This is a genomic window from Kribbella antiqua (assembly GCF_004345665.1).
GTDB lineage: Bacteria > Actinomycetota > Actinomycetes > Propionibacteriales > Kribbellaceae > Kribbella > Kribbella antiqua.
This window is the reverse complement of the sequence record NZ_SLWR01000001.1, coordinates 584,909-607,311: the sequence shown is the minus strand read 5'-3', so window position 1 is coordinate 607,311 and position 22,403 is coordinate 584,909. Positions and strand designations below refer to the sequence as shown.

The 22,403-nt window shown below is 68.4% G+C and carries 23 protein-coding genes, 2 tRNA genes and 1 riboswitch; of the genes, 22 read left to right on the top strand and 3 right to left on the bottom strand.

Going from position 1 to position 22,403, the window contains the following annotated elements; all coding sequences use genetic code 11:
• Positions 1 to 2: 2 nt before the first annotated feature.
• Genes EV646_RS03005 through EV646_RS02995 form a run of 3 tightly spaced genes read left to right on the top strand, consistent with a single transcriptional unit; the run spans position 3 to position 2,269 of the window.
• The gene (locus EV646_RS03005; RefSeq protein WP_132143613.1) at positions 3 to 1,067 is read left to right on the top strand and encodes a hypothetical protein; all 1,065 of its coding nucleotides are present in this window, start codon (positions 3 to 5) and stop codon (positions 1,065 to 1,067) included.
• 9 nt (positions 1,068 to 1,076) lie between these two features.
• Positions 1,077 to 1,463 carry a VOC family protein gene (locus EV646_RS03000; RefSeq protein ID WP_132143611.1) on the top strand — a complete coding sequence of 129 codons (387 nt, stop codon included), beginning with the start codon at positions 1,077 to 1,079 and terminating at the stop codon, positions 1,461 to 1,463.
• Positions 1,460 to 2,269, top strand: coding sequence for a class I SAM-dependent methyltransferase (locus EV646_RS02995; protein ID WP_132143609.1), 810 nt, complete (start codon positions 1,460 to 1,462; stop codon positions 2,267 to 2,269). Before EV646_RS03000 ends, EV646_RS02995 begins: the two co-directional genes overlap by 4 nt.
• Here EV646_RS02995 and EV646_RS02990 read toward each other — a convergent pair.
• Together EV646_RS02990 and EV646_RS02985 are read right to left on the bottom strand one after the other, a co-directional pair.
• Positions 2,214 to 3,395, bottom strand: a complete 1,182-nt coding sequence (locus tag EV646_RS02990) for an RNA polymerase sigma factor (protein WP_132143607.1) — start codon at positions 3,393 to 3,395, stop codon at positions 2,214 to 2,216. The genes EV646_RS02995 and EV646_RS02990 overlap by 56 nt on opposite strands.
• On the bottom strand, positions 3,395 to 3,763 hold the full coding sequence (locus tag EV646_RS02985) for a YciI family protein (RefSeq protein ID WP_132143605.1): 369 nt from the start codon (positions 3,761 to 3,763) through the stop codon (positions 3,395 to 3,397). The genes EV646_RS02990 and EV646_RS02985 overlap by 1 nt, the downstream gene beginning before the upstream one ends.
• Before the next feature lie 215 nt (positions 3,764 to 3,978).
• On the opposite strand from EV646_RS02985, the gene clsA reads away from it, so the two are divergent.
• The 16 genes from clsA to EV646_RS02905 all read left to right on the top strand — a co-directional run bounded on the left by clsA (position 3,979) and on the right by EV646_RS02905 (position 17,827).
• Positions 3,979 to 4,575, top strand: coding sequence for a cardiolipin synthase ClsA (gene clsA, locus EV646_RS02980; RefSeq protein ID WP_132143603.1), 597 nt, complete (start codon positions 3,979 to 3,981; stop codon positions 4,573 to 4,575).
• A gap of 3 nt (positions 4,576 to 4,578) precedes the next feature.
• Positions 4,579 to 5,412: a DUF881 domain-containing protein gene (locus EV646_RS02975; RefSeq protein WP_241995179.1), complete on the top strand. Its 834-nt coding sequence runs from the start codon at positions 4,579 to 4,581 to the stop codon at positions 5,410 to 5,412.
• The gene (locus EV646_RS02970; protein ID WP_131352136.1) at positions 5,409 to 5,741 is read left to right on the top strand and encodes a small basic family protein; all 333 of its coding nucleotides are present in this window, start codon (positions 5,409 to 5,411) and stop codon (positions 5,739 to 5,741) included. The genes EV646_RS02975 and EV646_RS02970 overlap by 4 nt, the downstream gene beginning before the upstream one ends.
• Before the next feature lies 1 nt (position 5,742).
• Entirely contained in the window at positions 5,743 to 6,573 is an 831-nt protein-coding gene (locus tag EV646_RS02965; RefSeq protein WP_132143601.1) for a DUF881 domain-containing protein, read from the top strand.
• A gap of 27 nt (positions 6,574 to 6,600) precedes the next feature.
• Positions 6,601 to 6,984 (top strand): glycine cleavage system protein GcvH, encoded by a 384-nt coding sequence (gene gcvH, locus EV646_RS02960; RefSeq protein WP_132143599.1) that lies wholly within the window; start codon positions 6,601 to 6,603, stop codon positions 6,982 to 6,984.
• Between the two features lie 120 nt (positions 6,985 to 7,104).
• Complete coding sequence (locus EV646_RS02955) at positions 7,105 to 7,638, top strand: FHA domain-containing protein (RefSeq protein WP_132143597.1); 534 nt, start codon at positions 7,105 to 7,107, stop codon at positions 7,636 to 7,638.
• Positions 7,625 to 8,308 (top strand): transcriptional regulator FtsR, encoded by a 684-nt coding sequence (ftsR, locus tag EV646_RS02950; protein ID WP_132143595.1) that lies wholly within the window; start codon positions 7,625 to 7,627, stop codon positions 8,306 to 8,308. Before EV646_RS02955 ends, ftsR begins: the two co-directional genes overlap by 14 nt.
• A gap of 57 nt (positions 8,309 to 8,365) precedes the next feature.
• Complete coding sequence (locus EV646_RS02945; protein WP_132143593.1) at positions 8,366 to 8,860, top strand: bifunctional nuclease family protein; 495 nt, start codon at positions 8,366 to 8,368, stop codon at positions 8,858 to 8,860.
• Between the two features lie 206 nt (positions 8,861 to 9,066).
• Positions 9,067 to 9,675, top strand: a complete 609-nt coding sequence (locus EV646_RS02940) for a MerR family transcriptional regulator (protein ID WP_132143591.1) — start codon at positions 9,067 to 9,069, stop codon at positions 9,673 to 9,675.
• A 15-nt stretch (positions 9,676 to 9,690) separates the two neighbouring features.
• Positions 9,691 to 10,581, top strand: a complete 891-nt coding sequence (locus EV646_RS02935; protein WP_132143589.1) for a dihydrodipicolinate synthase family protein — start codon at positions 9,691 to 9,693, stop codon at positions 10,579 to 10,581.
• A gap of 19 nt (positions 10,582 to 10,600) precedes the next feature.
• A riboswitch (glycine riboswitch) is annotated at positions 10,601 to 10,690 on the top strand.
• A 71-nt stretch (positions 10,691 to 10,761) separates the two neighbouring features.
• Positions 10,762 to 13,602: an aminomethyl-transferring glycine dehydrogenase gene (gene gcvP / locus EV646_RS02930; RefSeq protein ID WP_132143588.1), complete on the top strand. Its 2,841-nt coding sequence runs from the start codon at positions 10,762 to 10,764 to the stop codon at positions 13,600 to 13,602.
• Positions 13,599 to 14,903, top strand: a complete 1,305-nt coding sequence (locus EV646_RS02925) for a serine hydrolase domain-containing protein (RefSeq protein WP_132143587.1) — start codon at positions 13,599 to 13,601, stop codon at positions 14,901 to 14,903. Before gcvP ends, EV646_RS02925 begins: the two co-directional genes overlap by 4 nt.
• Complete coding sequence (locus EV646_RS02920; RefSeq protein ID WP_132143586.1) at positions 14,900 to 15,217, top strand: helix-turn-helix domain-containing protein; 318 nt, start codon at positions 14,900 to 14,902, stop codon at positions 15,215 to 15,217. The genes EV646_RS02925 and EV646_RS02920 overlap by 4 nt, the downstream gene beginning before the upstream one ends.
• Positions 15,218 to 15,320: 103 nt before the next feature.
• Positions 15,321 to 15,392, top strand: a tRNA-Ser gene (locus EV646_RS02915).
• Positions 15,393 to 15,394: 2 nt separating this feature from the next.
• Positions 15,395 to 15,466: transfer RNA gene (locus EV646_RS02910), tRNA-Glu, on the top strand.
• Positions 15,467 to 15,490: 24 nt separating this feature from the next.
• Complete coding sequence (locus EV646_RS02905; protein ID WP_132143585.1) at positions 15,491 to 17,827, top strand: hypothetical protein; 2,337 nt, start codon at positions 15,491 to 15,493, stop codon at positions 17,825 to 17,827.
• Here the strand turns inward: EV646_RS02905 and EV646_RS02900 are convergent.
• Positions 17,807 to 18,556 carry a hypothetical protein gene (locus EV646_RS02900; RefSeq protein WP_132143584.1) on the bottom strand — a complete coding sequence of 250 codons (750 nt, stop codon included), beginning with the start codon at positions 18,554 to 18,556 and terminating at the stop codon, positions 17,807 to 17,809. The two genes, EV646_RS02905 and EV646_RS02900, sit on opposite strands and share 21 nt — an antisense overlap.
• A 177-nt stretch (positions 18,557 to 18,733) precedes the next feature.
• Between EV646_RS02900 and EV646_RS02895 the strand changes: the two genes are divergently transcribed.
• From EV646_RS02895 to EV646_RS02885, 3 genes are read left to right on the top strand one after another with little or no spacing between them, the layout of a single operon-like run.
• Entirely contained in the window at positions 18,734 to 20,227 is a 1,494-nt protein-coding gene (locus EV646_RS02895; protein WP_132143583.1) for a pyridoxal phosphate-dependent decarboxylase family protein, read from the top strand.
• On the top strand, positions 20,224 to 21,852 hold the full coding sequence (locus EV646_RS02890; protein WP_132143582.1) for an IucA/IucC family protein: 1,629 nt from the start codon (positions 20,224 to 20,226) through the stop codon (positions 21,850 to 21,852). Before EV646_RS02895 ends, EV646_RS02890 begins: the two co-directional genes overlap by 4 nt.
• A gap of 17 nt (positions 21,853 to 21,869) precedes the next feature.
• The gene (locus tag EV646_RS02885) at positions 21,870 to 22,394 is read left to right on the top strand and encodes a GNAT family N-acetyltransferase (RefSeq protein WP_241995178.1); all 525 of its coding nucleotides are present in this window, start codon (positions 21,870 to 21,872) and stop codon (positions 22,392 to 22,394) included.
• Positions 22,395 to 22,403: the final 9 nt, after the last annotated feature.

Genomic DNA, 22,403 nt, shown 5'->3' with positions numbered 1-22,403 from the left:
CAATGGCCAGCGAACAGCTCAGACCTGACGCGAAGGAGTACGCCTGGGTCCGGTCGGTCGTCGATACGGTGGAGTTCCTCATCCGCGAATCCAATCGTCTCGAGCGGTTGCCCGATGGTCGTGCCGTCCGCTGGAACGAAACAGTGGTCGTGGCCGATGATCCGGCGGAGGTGCACGGGCCGGCAGGCGTCGGCAGAAGCTTCAGCACCCCGACGGATGCGCTGGTCCTGCGGCGCGAGGATCTCGGGCAGATCACCGCGGCCCTGCGTGGGCAAGGGGAACCGGCCGGGGTGATGGCAGCGACCGAAGACGTGGGATCCCAGGCGATCCGGCTGGCCGGTGCGCGTGCCCAGCGCCCGGACATGCTGGCCAAAGCCGACACCGATTTCGATACGGGACTTGGCCGTGCCTGGGCACAGTCGAACAGCAGCGAGCTGTGGCAGCTGAGCGATTCCAGCGTGCTCGGACTTCGGATGCCGGATCCGGACCCGTACGTCGGCCGCGACGACGACTTGGCGCAAGCGGTGCGAGATCTCATCGATGAGGTCAGGCAGCAGCAAGAGCTCGGCCCGACGACTGCTGTCCACTACGGCATCCATGCCGACTCTCTCCTCCAGCGCCCGCCCGACAGTCGCTTCCAGGAGATTGTTCGCAGGCTTCCGGGGAGCAGCAGCCTGACCACGTTTGATCTGCGCGAACTGGCGCAGTGGGACTTCCGATCCGCCTTCAACCGCGCCGTCCGCGACGGCAACCCAGGAGCCGGCACGCGGGACTCAGCCGTCGCAGCCTCGGTCCGCGGGCTCGCCGGCAAGGTCACCGCCAAGGCCAACGCCAGGGCGAAGGCTCAGGCGGAAGCGGGGACGGAGGCATCAACCGGTGCCACCGTCGGCAGTGCCGAGGTCGATCCCAAGCTGGCAGAGCTGATGACGGATGGAGCGTCGCCTCCCGCTCAGGGGGCCATCGGCAAGCAAGGCGACCAGACCGCAGCACCGGTAGCCGGCGAGCAGCCCGCAGCCGCCAGGCCGCCGGGGAAGACCGGCCCTCACACCCAAGGGCTCGGCGGTTAGGTTTGGTGGATGCACAGGAGTCGGGTCTCGACGTTCCTGATCGACGTACGACGGGACGAGACAGCACAGGCGACCGGGTTCTGGGCGAGTGCGCTCGGAGTGAAGACGTCGACGCCGCCGGGGGAGCCGCAGTTCACCGTGCTGGAGGACGCGATCCCCGGCTACGTGACGGCGATCCAGTCGATCGACGACGCGCCGCGCTACCACCTGGACATCGAGACCGACGACGTCGCGGCCGAAGTCGCACGACTTGTCGGCCTCGGCGCGGTCGAGGTCTCGAGCTGGCAGGGCTGCCACACCCTCGAAGCGCCAGGCGGCCACCTGTTCTGCGTTATCCCGGTCCACAGCGACCCTGGCTACTTCGCCGAGCACGCAACCGTCTGGGGGAACACATGACAGAGCTCAGGACGACCTTTCAGTACGACGCGGTCGCGGAGGCTTACCAGCATCGGCCGCCGTACCCGGACGAGGTGTTCGACCATCTGGAAGCACTGGTCGTCGACGAGCCGCGCAACGTGCTGGACATCGGCGCCGGCGAGGGAGCGATCGCCCGGCCGCTCGCACCCAGAGTCGACCGCGTGGACGCCATCGACATGTCCCAGGCGATGGTCGACGTCGGCCGCCGCCGACCTGGAGGCGATCGAGCCAACCTCCACTGGCATGTCAGCAGCATCGAAACCGCTGACCTGAACGGACCCTACGCGCTCGTCACCGCCGGAGCCAGCATCCATTGGATGCCCTGGGAGGAGACCTTCAACCGGATTGTCCCGCACCTGACCCAGAACGCACAGCTCGCGATCGTCGAGCACGGCCCGGTCGACGTCCCGTGGGGCGACGAGCTGCTGCCGGTCATCAAGAAGCACACCCGCAACCCCGGCTACGACCCGACCTTCGACATCGTGGACGCCATCCGCGACCGCGGCCTCCTCGACCTGACCGACCAAAAGATGACCGCCCCAGTCACCCAGCAGAAGACCGTGGCCGACTACATCGAGTGGATGCACTCGACCTCGACCCTCGCACGGGATCTGATGTCCGCCGAAGAGGCCGCCGAGTTCGACACCGCGGTCCACGAAGTCCTCACGCCGTACGCGCGGGACGGCGTACTGGAGCTGACGATCGTCGCCCAGCTGAGTTGGGGTAGACCTAAAGCGAGTCAGCCCGGGACTGAAGGTAGCGCTGCTCCGGCAGGCTCTGAGTGAGGCGTGCCGCCTGCTGGTAGGCGGTCCGGGCGGCAGCATGGTCGCCGGCGAGTTCGAGGAGATGGGCTCGTACGGCGGCCAGCCGGTGGTGCTCGGTGAGAGCGGGGTCGATGTCGTCGAGCTGAGCCAGCCCGGCGGCCGGCCCGTGGACCATGGCGACGGCGACGATGCGGTTGAGAGTGACCATCGGGCCGGGTGCGGTGGACTCGAGGAGTTCGTAGAGCATCAGGATCTCGCGCCAGTCGGTGTCCTCAGCCTTTCGGGCCTGACCGTGTACGGCGGCGATCGCGGCCTGCAGCTGATACGCCCCGATCGGTGCCGTGCGCAACGTTGCCGTGATCAATTCGGTGCCCTCGGCAATCGCCGCCGAGTCCCACAACGACCGGTCCTGTTCCGGCAACGGCACCAGCGCGCCGGAGGCCGTGGTCCGCGCCGGCCGTCGCGCGTCCGTCAGCAGCATCAATGCCAGCAGCCCGGCGATCTCACCTTCGGCCGGCAACTGCTCCCGCAGCTGCCGCGTCAACCGGATCGCCTCCGCGCTCAGCTCGACCCGATGCAGCGACGGCCCGGACGAGGCGGTGTAGCCCTCGTTGAAGATCAGATACAGCACATGTAGCACCGCCGCCAGTCGTGACGGCTGCTCCGCGGCCGGCGGCAGCTCGAACCGCGCATCCCGCAGCTTCGCCTTCGCCCGGCTGATCCGCTGCCCGATCGTTGCCTCCGGCACCAGAAACGCCCGGGCGATCTCCTGAGTGGTCAACCCACCGACCGCGCGCAGCGTCAGCGCGACCTGCGACTGCGGCGTCAGCGACGGATGACAGCACAGCATCAGCAACGTCAGCGAGTCGTCTACGGAGGACGCCGGCTCAGCCAAAGGCTCAAAAGCGACCGCCTCTTCCCGCCGTTGCCGCGCCGCCTCACTCCGCAGTACTTCGATCCGTCGCCGCGACGCGACCGTGATCAGCCAGCTGCGCGGATTCTCCGGTACGCCGTCGGCCGGCCACTGCACCGACGCCGCCAGCAGAGCCTCCTGTACGGCGTCCTCGCACGCGTCGAAGTCGCCGTACCGGCGCACCAGCGCGCTCAGCACCACCGGCGCCTGCTCGCGCAACAAATCGTCGATCATCACATCAGCGCGGAGAGATCGCGGACCGGCCGCACCTCGACGATGCTGAACGGCGCCTCCGGGATCTGCGCGACGATCTCGACGGCTCGGTCCATGCTGTCGCAGTCGAGTAGGTAGAACCCGGCCAACTGCTCCTTCACCTCGGCGAACGGACCGTCCGTGGTCATCGCCTGGCCGTCGCGGACCAGGACCTGCTTGGTGGCGGCCGGGTCGCCCAGCGACTCCGACGCGACCAGTTCGCCACGAGCCGCGAGCGCCTCGTGCAGCGCGGCGTACCCGGCCATCCCTTCCCGCTTCTGTTCGTCGGACAGCGAGTCCCACACCGCCCGGGACTCCGGGTTGCCATAGATCAGCACCAGGAACTTCACCAGGACCCCTCCCGTTCAGCCTGTTGGATCAAGCTAACCATCACCCTCTGGTATCGATAGGGTCACCGGTTCATAGCGGGCGTAGCGGGAACTTCGGGGACGCGTTCAGGTATCAGGGGCAAGGCAGGGCTGCCCCGGTGTGGCCGGGCGTAAACCTGTCGATGGGGACAAGTAGAGTTACGACCGGGTGTCAGGGTGAGAGAGGGAGGGGTCGCGTGCCGGATTTGGAAGTGTCCGACCGGGTACTGACGATCCCGAACGCGCTCAGCTTCCTCCGGTTGCTGGGGGTGCCGCTGTTCCTGTGGCTGGTCCTCGGGCCGAAGGAGGACGGCTGGGCGCTGCTGGTGCTCGCCATCTCCGGCTTCACCGACTGGGCCGACGGCCAAATCGCCCGGCGGATGAACCAGACCACCCGGCTCGGCCAGATGCTCGACCCGGTCGCGGACCGGCTCTACATCTTCGCCACCGTGATCGGCCTGGCGCTGCGCGACATCATCCCCTGGTGGCTGGCGATCGCGCTGCCATTGCGCGACCTGCTGCTCACCTTCACCCTGCCGGCGCTGCACCGCCGCGGCTTCAACGCCCTGCCGGTGCACTTCCTCGGCAAGTCGGCCACGTTCTGCCTGCTGTACGCGTTCCCGCTGCTCCTGCTCGGCGACGGCGACAGCACCCTCAATCTGCTCGCCCGCGTGTTCGGCTGGGCGTTCGCGATCTGGGGGACCGGGCTGTACTACTGGGCCGGCGCCTTGTACTTCGCTCAGTTGCGTCACCTCGTGCAGACGGTGAAACCGATCAACGACCCGGCCGGGTAAGCCGTGACCCAGCAAGCTCCACCGAAGCCGCGCCGCGTCGACGCGTCCATGTCGTTGCTGAACAACCTGATGGCGCACCCGCTCGACGAGGGGTACGCCGTCGCGGCCCGGACGCGCCCGAAGCAGGACGGCAAGCCGCTGCGTTCCCGGCATCGGGTGATGCTCGTGGTGGCGTGCGTCGTACTCGGGTTCCTTTTCGCCATCGCCGCGTCGCAGAACTACCGCAGCGCGCCGGAGGCGGAGAAGCAGCGCAAAGAGCTGATCACCCGGATCAACCAGGCCGACACCCGGCTGAACGGCCTGCGCACCCAGCAGTCGCATCTCGCCGACGAGGTGCGGGGCTTGCAGGCCAGCGGGCTGAGCAACACCAGCTCCGGCGCAGCGCTGCAGCAGAAGCTGGACGACCTGGAGCTGCAAACCGGCGCGATCTCGGTGACCGGGCCTGGGATGAAGGCGGTCGTCGACGATGCCAAGGACGCCGACAAGGAAGGGCGCCTGCTTGACGTCGACCTGCAGCAGCTGGTCAACGGCCTGTGGACCGCCGGCGCCGAGGCGATCTCGGTGAACGGTCATCGGCTCACCTCGCTGACCGCGATCCGCAGCGCGGGCAGCGCGATCACGGTCGACTACAGCTCGCTCACCCCGCCGTACACGGTGCTCGCGATCGGGGACAACGCCACCATGCCGGCCCGGTTCGCGCAGAGCTCGGGCGGTCAGTGGATGCAGTACCTGGTCAGCAACTTCGATGTCCGGATGACGATCACGACGGAGGAATCCTTGCTGGTGCCGGCCGATGCGACCATCGCGTTGCGCTACGCGAAGGTGAGTCCCAGATGATCGCCGTGCTCGGCCTGGTGATCGGTGTCGTGATCGGCCTGCTGGTCGCGCCCGACGTACCGGAGTGGGCCCAGCCGTACCTGCCGATCGCGGTGGTGGCGGCCCTCGACGCCGTGTTCGGGGCGTTGCGTGCGTTCCTGGACGGGATCTTCGACGACAAGGTGTTCGTCGTGTCCTTCGTGTCCAACGTGCTGATCGCCGCGCTGATCGTCTACCTGGGCGACCAGCTCGGCGTCGGCTCCCAGCTGTCCACCGGTGTGGTCGTCGTACTGGGCATCCGCATCTTCACCAACATGGCCGCGATCCGCCGGCACATCTTCAGGGCCTGATATGAGCGATACCACCCCCGATCCACCCGAGCCGGCGACGCCGTCGCCGCCGGAGCCGGTGACGCCGACCCCGATGCCGAAGCCGAAGAAGAAGCGGACGCCGAACCTGGCGCTGCGGCGGCTCCGGGCCGGGTTCAAGCCGTCCCGCGGCCAGGCGATCGTGGCCGTCGTACTGGCGCTCGTCGCCTGCATGGCGGTCGTCCAGGTCCGGGTGAACCGGGCCGACGACGGCTACCAGAACGCCCGCCGTGAGGACCTGATCGCGATCCTCGACGGCCTCGGCCAGAACACCCGCCGGCTGGAGAGCGAGATCGCCGAACTGGAGGAGCGGAAGAACTCACTGTCCTCCAGCGCGGACAAGGCGCAGACCGCCCGCGAGCAGGCCGAGGCGCAGGTCCGGGTGCTCGGCATCCTGGCCGGCACGCTGCCCGCGACGGGTCCCGGGGTCCGGATCACGCTGAACGACCCCGAGGGCAAGATGACGTCGAGCAACCTGCTGGACGCGATCGAGGAACTGCGCGACGCCGGCGCCGAGGCGATCCAGATCAACGGCTCGGTCCGGGTGGTCGCCAGCACCGACTTCGTCGACGACGCCCCCGGGATCCGGATCGACGGCCAGAAGGTCACCTCGCCGTACGTGATCGAGGCGATCGGGGAGTCGCACAACCTGGCCGAGGCGGCCAACTTCCCGGGCGGTCTGGTCAGTGAGGTGACCGGTCCGCAGGTGGGTGGAACGGCCGAGGTGAACGAGCAGGACTCCGTCCAGATCACCGCCTTGCACGCCCCGGAGGAGCATCGCTACGCTCGCCCGGCGCCCAGCCCGACCAAGTAGCTGTACTTGAGTGAAAGAGGAACAAAGGTGTACCCCGAAGACCTGAAGTACACGGCCGAGCACGAGTGGGTGAAGGCCGACGGCGAGGGACCGGTGCGGGTCGGTATCACCGACTTCGCGCAGGACGCACTCGGCGACATCGTGTACGTGCAGTTGCCCGACGTCGGCAGCACCGTGCGGGCCGGCGACGCCTGTGGTGAGCTGGAGTCGACCAAGAGCGTCAGCGACCTGTTCGCCCCGGTGAACGGCACCGTGACCGCCGTCAACGAGGCGCTCGCCGACCAGCCGGACCTGGTCAACAGCGACCCGTACGGCGAGGGCTGGCTGCTCGACATCGACGTCGAGGACGCCGACGAGGTCAATGCACTGATGGATGCGGAGACCTACCAGGGGCAACTCGACCAGAACTGATAGGTTGGCCGGACCTCAACTGCTGGTCGAGGGTTGAGGTCCGCAGATCGAAGTCCACACTTGTTCATACGGGGTCTAGTAAAACGTCGCCGGACCGCCGGCGATCGGGAGGATCACAGCATGCCGTTCTGCAACCAGTGCGGGCACGAGAACTCCGAGGGCAGCAGGTTCTGCTCGCAGTGCGGAGCGATGCTTCCTGGCGCGGACCGCCCGGCGGCGACCCCTGCGACCCCGGGTGTCACCGACACCGCGATGCTCACCCCGATCGGCGCCGAGCCCGAGACCGAGCGGATCGAGACCGGCGAGCCGCTGTCACCGGCCGACGAGGCCGCGGTCAGCGAGCTCCCGGCCGGGGCCGCGCTGCTGATCGTCCAGCGCGGGCCGAACGCGGGCAGCCGCTTCCTGCTCGACACCGACGTGGTCACCGCCGGCCGGCACCCGGACAGCGACATCTTCCTGGACGACGTGACGGTGTCCCGCCGGCACGCGGAGTTCCGCCGGGAGTACGGCGGCGGCGTCAAGGTCCGCGACGTCGGCAGCCTGAACGGGACCTACGTGAACCGGGACCGGATCGACGAGGTCGTGCTGCGCAACGGCGACGAGGTCCAGATCGGCAAGTACCGGCTGGTGTACTACGCCAGTGGCCAGCGCTGAGCCGTCCGTCGAAGGCCGCGGCATCGGCGAGGTGCTGCAGCTGCTGCAGGCCGAGTTCGCCGATGTCACCATCTCCAAGATCCGGTTCCTCGAGGCCGAGGGACTGGTGACGCCGGCCCGGACGGCTTCCGGCTACCGCAAGTTCAGCGCCGCTGACGTCGAGCGGTTGCGGTACGTACTGACCGCGCAACGCGACCAGTACCTGCCGCTGAAAGTGATCAAGGAACACCTCGGTGCGATGGACCGCGGACTCCGGCCGACTGCCGGTGGTCCGCCGGTCGCACCGGCCACCATCCCCGAGCCGGCCGGGCTGCCGGTGGCCGACGACTTCGGTGCCACCGGCACCGAGCTCAAACTGACCCGCGACGAGTTGCGTGTTGCCGCCGGCATCGCCGCGGAACTGCTCGACCAGGTGGAGAGTCACGGCCTGGTCGTGGCCCGCGGCAACCACTACGACGGCGACGCGATCGTGATCGCCAAGCTGGCCGGCGAGCTGGCCCGATTCGGCATCGAGCCCCGCCACCTGCGTTCCTTCCGTACGGCGGCCGACCGCGAAGTGGGCCTGATCGAGCAGGTCACCGGGCCCCGGCGGACCGACCGCACCGAGGAGCTCGCGGCCCTCGCCGTACGTCTGCACGCGGCGCTGGTCCGGTCCCGGCTGCCGCGTTGAGGGCATCGGCGCACCCGTGGGCCTGCCCGGGCCTGGCCCGCGGAGTAGGCTGAAGGGGTGCGCGAAGTCGACGTGGTCGGAGTCCGGGTTGAGATGCCCTCGAGTCAGCCGATCGTGCTGCTCCGGGAGGTCGGGGGCGAGCGGTATCTGCCGATCTGGATCGGCGCGGCCGAGGCGAGTGCGATCGCTTTCGCCCAGCAGGGCATGGAACCACCGAGGCCGCTGACCCACGACCTGTTCGCGGAGACCATCCGGGTGCTCGGGCACACACTCAGCCAGGTCCGGATCGTGAACCTGACCGACGGTGTGTTCGAGGCGATCCTGGTGTTCGACGACAAGACCGAGATCTCGGCGCGGCCGTCGGACTCGATCGCCCTCGCGCTGCGCACCGGCACCCCGGTGTTCTGCACCGAGGAGATTCTGGCCGAGGCCGGCATTCCGGTCCCGGACAGTGAGGACACCGGCGCCGACGAGGTGGAGGAGGAAGAGGAGGTCGAGCGCTTCCGCGAGTTTCTCGACCAGGTGACGCCAGAAGACTTCGACAAGAGCTGACCGGGACCAGCCGGGCGGGTGCCAGATTTGAACGGGCTGGTACAAGGCACGGCAGGTAACAATTGAGGTCGGGATTGCGACACGCTCTCGGACCAGGGCTGTGATCGTTGACCCTCCCTGGTCGGCGGCTTACCTTGAAGGAGTTGTGGGGTGTTGTCACTCCACGGATGTGACCCGTTCCAGTCGGTACCCAGGGAGGCTCAGGCGTGACACGCACCGGCGACACGGATCTGACGGCGCAGTCGACGTCCGAAGCACACGCCGAGGCGGCCGCTACCGCCGGCGTACAGGGTCTTCTCTTCGACGACGACCTGCGGCCGATGCCGGAGGATGTCGGTTTCCGCGGTCCGACGGCGTGCGCCGCGGCCGGGATCACCTACCGCCAGCTCGACTACTGGGCCCGCACCGGCCTGGTCTCGCCGTCTGTCCGGCCGGCGACCGGCTCCGGTACGCAGCGGTTGTACGGTTTCCGTGACGTCCTGTTGCTGAAAGTGATCAAGCGGCTGCTGGACGCCGGGATCTCGCTGCAGCAGATCCGGACCGCGATCGCCCACCTGAGCAAGCGCGGCATCGACGACCTGACCCAGATCACGCTGATGAGCGACGGTGCCTCGGTCTACATGTGCACCTCGCCGGACGAGGTGATCGACCTGCTGGCCGGTGGCCAGGGTGTGTTCGGCATCGCACTCGGCGGTGTCTGGCGCGAGGTCGAAGGCTCCCTGTCCGAGCTCCCCCAGGAGCGCGCCGACGGCGAGTCCGACACCCACGCCAACGACGAACTGGCCGCCCGCCGCCGTGCCCGCATGACCGGCTGACCCACTCACGACACAGTGCGCCCACTCACCGCCGAAACCCTGCGCGGTGTGTGGGCGACTTTGTTGTTACCGCTGAACGCCGACGACTCCATCGACTACAGCCGCCTCGATGCACAGGCGGCAGTGCTGAGCTCCAGTCGCTTGGACGGCCTGTACGCGCATGGCACGGCGGGAGAGTTTCAGACGCTGTCCGAAGACGAGTTCGATCGGGTGAACGAGGTGCTCGCGGGGGCCGGCAAGCCGTTCCAGATCGGTGCCAGCCATCCCTCGGCGCAGGTCCAGTTGGCGAGAGTACGGCGTGCCGCCGAGTTCCAGCCGGGTGCGATCCAGGTGATCGTGCCGGACTGGTTGCCACTGAACGATCGCGAGGTGCTCGACTTCCTGCGGCGTACGGCGGACGCGTCTGACGGCGTGCCGCTCGTGCTCTACAACCCACCGCACGCGAAGACGCAGGTCGGCCCTCAGTTGCTTGCCGAGCTGGCGCGCGTCGTACCGGAGCTGATCGGGCTGAAGACCGCCGGCGGGGACAAGAGGTGGTTCGACGAGGCAACCAAGTCAGGGCTGTCGATCTTCGTGCCCGGGCACTTTCTGGCGAGTATGTCGCTACTCGGTGCACACGGCAGCTACTCCAATGTGGCGGCGTTGTCGCCCAATGGTTCCGTCCGGTGGGCTCGGGACCTGGAGGTGGAGCGGCGGATCGGGGAATTCTTCGGGCAGCACATCGCGCCGCTGCAGAAGGCGGGGCTCTCCAACCCTGCGCTGGACAAGTTCCTGGCTGCGGTCGGTGGCTGGGCTGACGTCGGCACGCGGGTTCGCTGGCCGATGACGTCCGCGACCCAGGCCGACGTCGAGGCCGCGCGGCCGGTCGTACGGCGGCTGGTGCCCGAACTGTTCGGAGATTCCTGATAGCCTCGGCGGTAGCTGTTGACAGCACTCGGGAGAGACCCGTCGAGGCGGGCGCCGAAGGGGCAATTCCTCCCCGGAACCTCTCAGGCCCATGGACCGAGTGCCACAGGCAACTCTGGAGCGCGTGCCGCGTGACAGAGGGGGAGGCGACCGCAGCACAGTCAGCAACGGAGCCTCTTGATGACCGAACAACTCTCCGCCACGTTCGCCGACCGCCACATCGGGCCGCGTCCCGACGAGGTCGCGCGGATGGTGCAAGCCCTCGGGTACGACGATGTCGACGCACTGGTCGATGCCGCCGTACCGGCCTCGATCCGGTCTGCCGAGGCGCTCCGGCTGCCTGAGCCGGCGTCCGAGGTGGATGCGCTGACCGAGCTTCGCCAGCTCGCCGCGCGTAACAGCGTCGCCACCACGATGATCGGCCAGGGCTACTACGGCACCTTCACCCCGTCGGTGATCGTCCGCCGCCTGGTCGAGAACCCGGCCTGGTACACCGCGTACACCCCGTACCAGCCGGAGATCTCCCAGGGCCGGCTCGAGGCGCTGCTGAACTTCCAGACCGCCGTCTCCGATCTGACCGGCCTGCCGACCGCCAACGCGTCGTTGCTCGACGAAGGCACTGCGGCCGCCGAGGCGATGACGCTCGCGCACCGCTCCAACAAGAAGAGCAAGTCGGACCGGTTCCTGGTCGACGCGGATTGCTTCGCCCAGACCATCGCAGTGGTCCAGACCAGGGCCGAGGCGCTCGGCATCGAGGTCGTCGTCGCCGACACCACCGATGGTCTGCCCGAAGGCGACTTCTTCGGTTTCCTGGTGCAGTACCCGGGCTCCGGCGGCGTCGTCCGCGACCTCGAGCCGCTGATCGCCGCCGCGCACGAGCGGGACACGCTCGTTGCCGTCGCCTCCGATCTGCTCGCGCTGACGTTGCTCGAGGCACCGGGTGAGGCCGGCGCCGACATCGTCATCGGCTCCTCCCAGCGCTTCGGCGTACCGCTGTTCTACGGCGGCCCCCACGCCGGCTTCATGTCCGTCCGCGCCGGTCTCGAGCGATCGTTGCCTGGTCGCCTCGTCGGCGTATCCGTCGACGCCGACGGCGCACCGGCGTACCGGCTCGCGCTGCAGACGCGCGAGCAGCACATCCGTCGCGAGAAGGCGACGTCCAACATCTGTACGGCGCAGGTCCTGCTGGCTGTGGTGGCGTCGATGTACGCCGTCTACCACGGGCCGGACGGCTTGAAGGCGATCGCCGAGCGGGTGCATTCCTCCGCCGGCAAGCTCGCCGCTTCGCTGCGTGAGGGCGGCGTGGAGGTTGTCCACGACAACTTCTTCGACACCGTGCTCGCCCGCGTGCCGGGTCGTGCTGCCGACGTGGTCGACTCCGCCCGGCAGAACGGCGTCTGGCTGCGCCTCGTCGACTCCGACCACGTCGGTATCTCCTGCGACGAGAAGACCGACAGCCACGCGCTGCGTGCGGTCTGCGACGCCTTCGGAGTCCGGTACGACGGTTCGCTCGACACGACCGCTTTGCCCGAGGCCGTTCGCCGTACGACGGAATACCTCACGCACCCGGTGTTCAACACGCATCGGTCCGAGACGGCGATGCTGCGCTACCTGCGCAAGCTGTCCGACTACGACTACGCGCTCGACCGCGGCATGATCCCGCTCGGCTCCTGCACGATGAAGCTGAACGCGACCACCGAGATGGAGCCGGTCACCTGGCCGGAGTTCGCTGACCTGCACCCGTTCGCGCCGATCGAGGACGCGGCCGGTTACGTGAAGCTGATCGGGCAGCTTGAGCGCTGGCTGGCCGAGGTGACCGGCTACGCGAAGGTGTCGATCCAGCCGAACGCGGGCTCCCAGGGCGAGCTCGCCGGTCTGCTCGCGATCCGCGGCTACCACCGGGCCCAGGGCAACGAAGACCGCAACGTCTGCCTGATCCCGGCGAGTGCGCACGGCACCAACGCCGCCTCCGCGGTGATGGCCGGCATGAAGGTTGTTGTTGTCAAGGGCAACGACGACGGCACGATCGACCTGGACGACCTGCGGGCGAAGGCTGGTGAGCACGCGGCGAACCTTGCCGCCATCATGATCACGTATCCCTCGACGCACGGTGTGTACGAGGAGAGCGTCACCGAGGTCTGCCGGATCGTCCACGACCACGGCGGTCAGGTGTACGTCGACGGCGCGAACCTGAACGCGCTGCTCGGTCTGGCGAAGCCGGGCGAGTTCGGCGGCGACGTCAGCCACCTGAACCTGCACAAAACGTTCTGCATCCCGCACGGTGGTGGTGGCCCGGGCGTCGGCCCGGTGGCGGTCGCCGAGCACTTGGCGCCGTACCTCCCGAACCACCCGCTGCTGGACCAGGCCGGTCCGGAGTCCGGCGTCGGCCCGATCAGCGCGGCGCCGTTCGGGTCCGCCGGTGTGCTGGCGATCTCGTGGGCGTACATCCGGATGATGGGCGCCAAGGGCCTGACCGACGCGACGAAGGCCGCCGTACTCACGGCCAACTACGTGGCGAACCGGCTCGAGGGCGCTTTCCCGGTGCTCTACACGGGTGAGAACGGCCTGGTCGCGCACGAGTGCATCCTGGATCTGCGGCCGATGACGAAGGAGACCGGCATCACCGTCGACGACGTCGCGAAGCGGCTGATCGACTACGGCTTCCACGCGCCGACGATGTCGTTCCCGGTGGCCGGCACGCTGATGGTCGAGCCGACGGAATCCGAGGACCTCGGTGAACTCGACCGGTTCTGCGACGCGATGATCGCGATCCGGCACGAGATCGACCGGGTCGCGGCGGGGGAGTGGCCGGCCGGCGACAACCCGCTGGTTAACGCGCCGCACACCGCCGAGTCGGTGATCAACGACAAGTGGGAGCACGCCTACACCCGCGAGGAGGCCGCGTTCCCGCGCTCGGTCGATCGGACCTCGAAGTACTGGCCCCCGGTCCGCCGCATCGACGGCGCCTACGGCGACCGCAACCTCATCTGCTCCTGCCCCGCCCCGGAGGCCTTTGAGTGACCTCTGTTCGTCCTGACACCGCCGCCGCCTTGTACGCCGAGGTGGCGGCGGCTCAGAGTGAGTGGAAGCTGCCTTCGGTCAACGCCGGGGTGGTCCGGGACGGTTCGCTGGTGTGGAACGGGTCGCGGGGGCAGTTCGCCACCGCCACCGGTGGTGCGCCGGGGGCGGACGTGCAGTACCGGATCGGGTCGATCACCAAGACGATGACCGCGCTCTTGGTGATGCAGTGCCGAGATGACGGGTTGCTCTCGCTGAACGATGCTGTGGGCAAGCATCTGCCCGGGATCGCGTTCGGGGACCGGACGATCCGGCACCTGCTCGCGCACTCGGGCGGTATGAACGCCGAGCCCGAAGGTCCTTGGTGGGAACGCAATCCGGGCGTCACGTTCGACCAGCTGACGGCGGCGATGGACGAGTCGCAGGCGGCCGGCCCAGCCGATCGCCGGCATCACTACTCGAACCTCGGCTACGGGTTGCTCGGCGAGGTCGTCGCCCGGCTGCGCGGCTCGTCCTGGCTTGAGTTGGTCCAGGAGCGGATCCTCCAGCCGTTGGAGATGCGCCGTACGACGTACTTCGCTTCCGGTGCGGCGGCGCAGGGTTTCTCGGTGCATCCCTTCAGCGGTCAGCTGGTGGAGGAGCCCGCGTACGACTCGGGTGCGATGGCTCCGGCCGGTCAGCTGTGGAGCACGATCGAGGATCTGGCCAAGTACGCCATGTTCTGGATTGACCCGGCGCCCGAAATCCTGAGCCGCGAGAGCGTCGAGGAGATGGCGTCGCCGTCGGCTTCCGACCCACGCGAAGGCCTCACCGCGTCGTACGGCCTCGGCCTCAGACTGATCGCCGCCGACCCCCACCTCCTGATCGGCCACACAGGCTCCATGCCCGGCTTCCTCGCCGGCCTCTTCGTCGACCGAGTACGACGAATCGGCGCCGTAACCCTGGGCAACGCGACGTACGGCAAGGTCGCCTCCCTGCCACCCGACCTGCTCCGCACCCTGGTCGCCCACGAGCCAGTCCTCCCCCAGGAGTGGGTCCCGGAACCAACCCTTGACCAAGGCTCGGAACTCCTAGGCCACTGGTACTGGGGCAACACCCCACTCACCATGTCGGTCTCCAGCGGCATCCTGCAGCTCACAAGCGGCCTGACGTCGCGCTTCTCACCCGTAGCCCCCGACCTCTACCAAGGCCGCGACGGCTACTTCGCCGGCGAGAAGTTACGGGTGGTGCGGGACGGGCGCGCCATCACCCACCTGAATCTCGCCACCTTCGTTCTCACGCGCGAACCCTACGGTCCCCGATGAGCGGCTATGTGCGTTGGCGAGACATCCGCGATCGCGAGGTCGCGCGGGCCGGCGGTGAGGAAAGCGTCGAGGCCGGGAAGCAGGAACTGCTTGCCAAGGTCCAAGGTCACCGGCTGGCCGAGATCCGGCGCAGCCGTGGACTCACCCAGGCCCAGGTCGCGGAGCGGATGGGCGTCACCAAGGGCCGGATCTCCCAGATCGAGCAAGGGAAGATCTCAGGGCAGGAAGTCCTGCTCCGCTACGTGTCCGCACTCGGTGGTCGCCTTCATCAGGCGATCTACTTCGACGACGGCGACGTCGCCGCGATCGCCTGAGAGCACGCAGCACGGGACCCTCTGCGGGAAGGGCCGGTTGTCCACAGGTGGCTGGAAACGGGTCGCCCGCCGCTACGCAACATGGCTAGGCTGTGGCGCACTTCATGGAGTAGATCAGGGGTAGATCGCCCGGCTGCTTACCGGGAGGGCGCAGGTTCGAGTCCTGCCTCCATGTCGCTTGGAGTAGCTCAGAGGTGGAGCACCCGGCTCTCAACCGGGAGGGCGCGAGTTCGATCCTCGCCTCCAAGTCTGGTCGAGAGAACGGGGAGTCCTGTGCCGGATGACGCAGAGGTGACGGCTTCTCCCGCCTACGCGGTGGGGCAGTTGCAGCGTGCCCTCGAGCGCGCGCTCGCCGCCGATGATGCCGGCGTACGCCGCCGGGCCGTCGGCCGGGCCGAGATGTGGCGTGCTGTGCTCGACGGGGTCGCGACCGGACGCCTCACGATCGGTTCGCGGACGCCGGTGGCGAACACCCCGGCCTGGGTGACCCTGGAGGTTGCGCACGGTGGGTTCGCGACCGGACGATTCCTGGCCGAGTCCGCGCTGGGTGACGACGAGCTCGCGCGACTTCGCGCAGTTCCTGGCGATGCGCCGGGAACCTCGGAGCGTGAGCGCCTCAACCTCTGGTACCTCGGCGACGAAGGGCTGGCCGAACTCCTCGATGCGCTGCGCACCGGTCGGTACCGGATCGACGTACCCGAGGAAGGGGCGTTGCTGGTCGTCGCGTGGCTACTCGAGCACGGTCGCGACGCGGCGGCTCTCGACCTGGTCGCCGAGCTGCGCCCGTTGATGCACCGGCTGCGGTTCACCCCGCGCTTCGAGGCCGCGTCGGTGCCGTCCGGTGCGGTGGTCCGGCTCCAGCCGGTCGGCGAGATCCGAGACTCGTTGCGCCAGGCAACCGTCAGGCCGGCGATCGCCGCGATGCTGGAGACCTTGCGGGTCTGGAACCCGTTGTACGACAGGCTCGTCGAGCTGTGGTGCGAGACCGTCGAGGACGATCTGCCGGAGCTGGCTGGTTCTGCCGGGGTTGTGGGTGGATGGCCTTGCCGGATGTGGCCGGAGGACTGGACCGAGCGACGCCGGCAGTGGCTTGCTGACTACCGGGCGGCGGCCGAGAACAATCGCTACGCAGACGCCCATCGGCACCCGAAGAGCAACTTCGCCCGGCTCCGGTCTGCCCTCGAGCGCTGCCCGGAGGACAGTGCGGCGCTGACCGGCCGGGAGGTCGGCTGGATCAGACGGGTGCTGGCCAACACGATCACCGCGCACGGTGCGCCGGGATCTGAGACCCGCGCCGCGTTGCGGGCCACTCAGGCAGCTGTCGCCGTCCGCCCGACGTACGCCGCGCTCGCCCGGGTGCTGAGCGCTCGGATGGACCGGTATCCCGATGACGGTGGACTGCCGTCGCTCGACCCCATCGCGGCGGACGTCACCGAGGAGGAAGCATCGGTTGCGTCCCCTGGGAGTCCGATGCCGCCGCACTTGCTCGCAAAAGCAGCGCGCGCTCTGGAGGCGCCGGTCGGTGAGTTGGTGGATCGCGGCGTGATCGGGTCCGGCGAAGTGCTCGCCCAGGTCCTGCCCCAGATAACGTCCCAGTTGCTCGCCGCGAACATCGACGACAATGCCTTGGCATCGGCGTACGCGCGGACGTACGGCGCGTTCCGGCGGCGCCGCAGCCTGCTGCTGCTCAACCTCGAGCACCAGGTTCGGTTCGACGAGTTGCCGTGGATCGCCGCGATCGCGCCGTTCCGGGCAGAACGCGAGCAGGTGGCCCGGGCTGCGGATCAGACGCTCCGAGAGACGACCGTCCTCGCCCTCGGTGCGTTTCCACAGGCGATCCTTCCGAACCCGCTGCTGCGGGAGCTGAGCGCGCTCACTTCGCAGGCGGGTCTCCGGCTGCCTCTGGTCGAAGAGGTTGCCGCGGACATCTTCATGGGGACGTTCACGACGAAGTGGCGGAATGCCGCGACAGTCGCCAGCCGCACGCTGAGCGGCACTCTGTACGGGCGGTACTACAACCTTCCCGGCGAATGGCCCGCCGCCGAGAAGGCCCGGAAGCGCTGGCGGAAGTCCACCGCCGAGGACTTCACCGCGTTGTGCGTGCAGCGGTCTCAGGAGGCCCGGACCGGGGGCGACAGCAGTTACGTGGCGAGCAACGGCGTAGTACTGGAACAGAGCCAGATCCTCACCAGCCACAATCTTGCAGTGCTGGTCGATGCGCTGGACCTGACCGACTGGGCTCGCGATGCCGGTGGCGAGCTCGCGGACCGCTCCTTCGCCTGGCTGGTGCGTCGCCTTTCGCAGCCTGCGCCGACCTGGGTGAGCGGTTTGCAGGCGATCAAGAACGCGGCTTACGCCTGGCGGCAGGCGATCTTCTTCCTGAGCTTCTGCGAACCGGCCACGCAGCGCGAGTCGATGGCACGGCTCCGCGATCGTGCGGCTGTTCTCGGGCCGCGCTTCGCGCCAGCCGTCGACGGTCTGGAGGCGGTCATCGAGGGCGGTCGGTTCGACGGCTCCGGACGCATCGGATCCGGCGGCCGACGGCTGCTCGGCTGGACCGTCGGCCCACACTGGTGCCAGCCGAGTGAGCTAGAAGATGATTTCCACTAGGCGTAAAGCTTCGTGGGGGCCTTGGAGGGAGAGTTCGGCTACTTGGCCGATGCCTTTGACGTAGTACTTGGTGTCGACGACCTCGGGTTCCAGCGCGGTGGTCTCGAGGGTGCGTAGGGCGTGGTGGAAAGTGCCGTAGGGGACGGTGATCTTGGCGTTGCGGTCGATTGTCCAGAAGACGTCTTCGGCTTGGCCGGCGTACCACTCCTGGCGGAATTTGCGGCCGAGTTGGGGGTGGGCCTGCATGAATACTCCGGGCTGGGCTCCGTCGATGCCGGCGTGGAAGGAGCCTTCGGTGCTGATGACCCGGCCGTGGCTGTCCAGCTCGGCGGTGTCTTCGCCGAAGTACCAGACGTTGCCGCAGCGGTCCTGGGCGTAGTAGTCGCTGGTGCGTTCGCGCAGGACGTTGTTCAGGTATAGGCGGTCCTCGACCACCCGGGTGCGGACACCGGCAACCACCTTGGTCCGTGACGTGGTGACGAAGAGGTCGAGCGCCTTCTGGCCGTCCTTTACGCCGGTGGAGACCAGCGTGCGCCCGGGCTTCAGTGGGAACCACGGGTTGGTCACGTTGGCCGTGAAGTGCGACGGCTTGAACTGCGGGTGGTACTGACTGCCCGGTCCGAAGACGGGCAACGGGCACTGCCGGTGCGCCTCGGCGGATGCCGGCATGACGGCGGTGATCAAAGCCAGCGCTGTGAGCGCGGCAGTCTTACCGATCCAAGCGAACATGATCGCGGTCCCTTCCCTCGACCTCAGCGTGCGACCGCCGTACTGAACAGGACCTGAACGATCAGTGAGTCTCGCCACGTCGGGGGTGGTGGAGTTGACACCGTGTGTGAGCCGGGACAAAAGTTAGGGCTGCCTTAGTAAGGGTTGCCTTACTCGACAACTTCCCGGGAGATCTGGATGCCGCAGTTCGCGCGTCTGACCGCGCTGCCTTCGCCCGTGCGCAGCCCCTCCGATTCGCCGTGGCCGCTGGCCTCGACTGTGTCGGATCGTGCCCGTGGACCGTTGCCGCACGGGTCGCCGGGTGAGGTGTTGCTGCGGGCGCAGCAGGTGCTGGGGGAGGCGCGGGTTCCGGCGACCGGGGTGGGGGAGTCGGCGGCGCTTGATTTGATTGCGGGGTTGCTGGCGGAGAGCGGGATTGATCTGAGTCATCCGCACGCGGCGGCTCATCTGCAGCCGCCGGTGTTGCAGGTTGCGGTGGATGCGGATGCGCTGGCGTCGGCGAGCAATGCCTCGATGGACACGTACGACTCCGGCCCGGCGACGCTCGCGATCGAGCAGTGGGTGGTCAAGGCGCTGGCCGGGCTGGGCGGCTTCGGTCCCGAGGCTGACGGCGTACTCACGCCCGGCGGCTCGATCTCCAACCTGCTCGCCGTCCTGATCGCCCGCGACAGCGCCGCCGCCGCGGCAGGTGTCGACGTACGACGGAATGGGCTGCAGGGGCTCGATCAGCCAGTGGTGTTCTGCTCCGAGTTGGCGCATTTCTCCGTCCAGCGAGCCTGTGCCGCCCTCGGGCTCGGGGAGCAGGCGGCGATTACGATCGCGAGTGACGAGGACTTCCGGATGCGGACCGACGTACTCGAGGACGAGCTCGCCAAGCCTGGCCGTACGCCGGTCGCGGTCGTCGCCACCGCCGGTACGACGGACTACGGCTCGATCGACCCGATCGCGGAGATCGCGGCCTTGGCCCGGCAGTACGGCGCCTGGATGCATGTGGACGCGGCGTACGGGTTCGGTGCGTTGTTCTCCGACCAGCTCGCGCCGCTGCTCGCCGAGCTGCCGCATGCCGACTCGGTGACGCTGGATCTGCACAAGATCGGCTGGCAGCCGGCCGCGACCAGCGTGCTGCTGGTGGCGGACCGGAACCGGTTCGCCTCGTTCGGGCGTTCGGTGGACTACCTGAACCCGGCCGACGACATCGACTCCGGTCTCGACGGGTTGCTCGGCCGCAGCCTGCAGACCACCCGCCGCCCTGACGCGGTCAAAGTCGCCACCACTTTGAGGGCATACGGACGCGCCGGACTGGGCAAGATGCTCGACACCTGCCACGAGCTCGCGCACGCCGCCGCGGCCCGGGTCGTTGCCGATAGCAACCTCGAGTTGCTGGCGCCGGTGACCCTGACCACGGTGTTGTTCCGGGTCGCCGGGCAGGGCCTGGAGGCGGCCGAGGTGGACGGTCTCCAGGGAGAGGTCCGGCGCCGGTTGCTGACGTCCGGGCGGGTGCTGATCGGCCGGACCAAGCTGCCGGCCCGCGGCGGCCGTCCGGCGGCGGTCGCGTTGAAGCTGACGCTGCTGAACCCGAACGCCACCGCGTCGGACATCGAGGACCTCCTCGATCAGGTCGTGGCCACCGGTCTCGACGTCCGGGCGGAGAGTGGCGAAGGAGCGGCGTGACATCGATAGCGGTTGCTGCACACCTCAATGCGATCCTGCGGTGCTACACCAGAGAGACAGCGATCCCGGTCGCGGTTGGGCCGCTGACATTCAAAGCCGATGAGTCGACCGTGACGGTTTGGGTCGAGCATGCGTCGCGGACCGGCCTGCATCAGTTCACCGACGTACTGGTGGACGGCACGCCGCCGGCTCCGGAGGGACTGGTCAGGCTGCTGTCCAAGGGTGCGGACCCGGGTGAGGTCGACGATCTCGCCGCGCGTACGGCGGAGTCGGTCCGGAACGTGGCGCGTTTCGTGGCGGACCAGGGTGACCGCGGCCCTGGTCGCTTTCTGGAGGTTGAGCAGGCGCTGCTGTTCGGTCATCTGAACCATCCGGCGCCGAAGAGCCGGGATGGGCTGAGCGGTGACGAGCTGGCGGCGTACTCGCCGGAGCTCGGCGGCCGCTTCGCAGTGCACTGGTTCGAAGCCGATGCCGAGCTGGTGTCGTCGGACCAGGTGGCCGGCGCGCCCTCGCTGCAGGGACTGGACGCTTTGCAGCTGATGGGCGCGCTGGCCGGCATCACTCCGTCGGCTGGGCGAGTGCTGATCCCTGCGCACCCATGGCAGGCTCAGGCGGTCCTGCAGCGGCCGCGAGTGGCCAAGCTGGTCGAAGCGGGCCGTGTGAAAGCGCTCGGTCCGCAGGGAGCCCAGTGGTACCCGACCTCCAGCCTGCGGACCGTCTACCACCCGGACCTGCCGGTGATGCTCAAGCTGTCCCTCGGGCTGCGCATCACCAACTCCAAGCGTGAGTCCACTCCGACCGAGCTGCGGCGCGGTCTGGAGATCAACAGGTTGCTGGACGCGGCGTACAACGCCGGTACGGCGACCGCGCACCCGCGCTTCACCATCGTCCGAGACCCGGCCTGGGTGGCCCTGGACGAGGGTGGACCGGCGCTCACCGGCCTGGACGTCGCCGTGCGGGAGGTGCCGGCTGACGTCGACAGCTACGGGTGCGTCGCCGGACTGGTCGCACCGCGGCCCGGTGGGGTCAGCCGTCTGAGTGAGTACGCCGCTGAGGACCCGGCCGCGTGGGTGGCGTCGTACATCGACAACGTGCTGGTGCCGATGCTGCACCTGTACGCCGAGACGGGGATCGGGCTGGAGGCGCATCAGCAGAACACGCTGGTGCGGATGGACGGCGCTGGGCGGATCAAGGGTGGTGCCTACCGCGACAACCAGGGCTACTACCTCGCCTCGTCGTACCTGCGTGGACTGCTGGCTGTGACTGGTCTGCGGGACTCCACACTGGCTGTGGTCGAGGACGCGATTGTGGACGACCGGCTGACCTACTACCTGCTGCACAACCAGGCGCTCGCTGTTGTGGGCTGTCTGGCAGCGGATGGTGTGGCAGATGAGGATGAGCTGCTCGCAGTGGTGCGCGACCGGCTGACGCTGGCGCTGCCGCTACTGAAGGCCGCAGGCCCTGACGGCGACAGACTGCCGAGACGCTGGCTGGACGCGGAGACCCTGCCCTGTAAGGCGAACATGCTCACGCGGCTGAAGGGCATCGACGAGGTCGTGGCACCCCTGGACGCGCAGTCCGTCTACCTAGACATCCCCAACCCCCTACGGCTAGGTGACAAGTGAGGTGTGAGGTCGCGCCGATGCTGCATCTCGACAACGGCTTCGACCTCCGCCCCGCCGTACCTGCGGATGCCGCCAGGATCGCGCTGTGGATGGCACAGCCGCACATCCAGCGGTGGTGGCAGCAGGACTGGCCGGTGGAGCGCTGGGCGCAGGAGCTCAGCACACAGTCCGCGGGTGAGCACTCGATCCCATGTGTCGCCGCAGTCGACTCCCAAGACTTCGGGTACGTAGAGGTCTACCGGGTCCGGCACGACCGGCTGGCCGAGTACTACGCCAGCCACGACCACGACTGGGGAGTCCATGTCGCCATCGGCGACGTCACCCGCGTCGGCCGAGGCCTGGGCCGCCAGCTGCTCCGTGCACTGGCTGACGCGTTGCTGCGAGCCGATCCACAGTGTGAGCGCGTCGTGGCCGAGCCCGACATCGACAACACGCCGTCCGTCCGTGCGTTCGCTGCGGCCGGGTTCGTCCAGCAAGGGGAGCTACAGCTACCCGAGAAGACAGCACTACTGATGGTCCGCACCAGGACCATGCAGCAATAGGGAGGCATG

What these genes read in the sequence shown, in the direction of transcription:
- EV646_RS03005 (WP_132143613.1), top strand. Translation starts at nt 3, where the DNA reads ATGGCCAGCGAACAGCTCAGACCTGACGCGAAGGAGTACGCCTGGGTC.
- EV646_RS03000 (WP_132143611.1), top strand. Translation starts at nt 1,077, where the DNA reads ATGCACAGGAGTCGGGTCTCGACGTTCCTGATCGACGTACGACGGGAC.
- EV646_RS02995 (WP_132143609.1), top strand. Translation starts at nt 1,460, where the DNA reads ATGACAGAGCTCAGGACGACCTTTCAGTACGACGCGGTCGCGGAGGCT.
- EV646_RS02990 (WP_132143607.1), bottom strand. Translation starts at nt 3,395, where the DNA reads ATGATCGACGATTTGTTGCGCGAGCAGGCGCCGGTGGTGCTGAGCGCG.
- EV646_RS02970 (WP_131352136.1), top strand. Translation starts at nt 5,409, where the DNA reads ATGATCGCCGTGCTCGGCCTGGTGATCGGTGTCGTGATCGGCCTGCTG.
- EV646_RS02965 (WP_132143601.1), top strand. Translation starts at nt 5,743, where the DNA reads ATGAGCGATACCACCCCCGATCCACCCGAGCCGGCGACGCCGTCGCCG.
- EV646_RS02955 (WP_132143597.1), top strand. Translation starts at nt 7,105, where the DNA reads ATGCCGTTCTGCAACCAGTGCGGGCACGAGAACTCCGAGGGCAGCAGG.
- gcvP (WP_132143588.1), top strand. Translation starts at nt 10,762, where the DNA reads ATGACCGAACAACTCTCCGCCACGTTCGCCGACCGCCACATCGGGCCG.
- EV646_RS02920 (WP_132143586.1), top strand. Translation starts at nt 14,900, where the DNA reads ATGAGCGGCTATGTGCGTTGGCGAGACATCCGCGATCGCGAGGTCGCG.
- EV646_RS02900 (WP_132143584.1), bottom strand. Translation starts at nt 18,556, where the DNA reads ATGTTCGCTTGGATCGGTAAGACTGCCGCGCTCACAGCGCTGGCTTTG.
- EV646_RS02895 (WP_132143583.1), top strand. Translation starts at nt 18,734, where the DNA reads ATGCCGCAGTTCGCGCGTCTGACCGCGCTGCCTTCGCCCGTGCGCAGC.
- EV646_RS02885 (WP_241995178.1), top strand. Translation starts at nt 21,870, where the DNA reads ATGCTGCATCTCGACAACGGCTTCGACCTCCGCCCCGCCGTACCTGCG.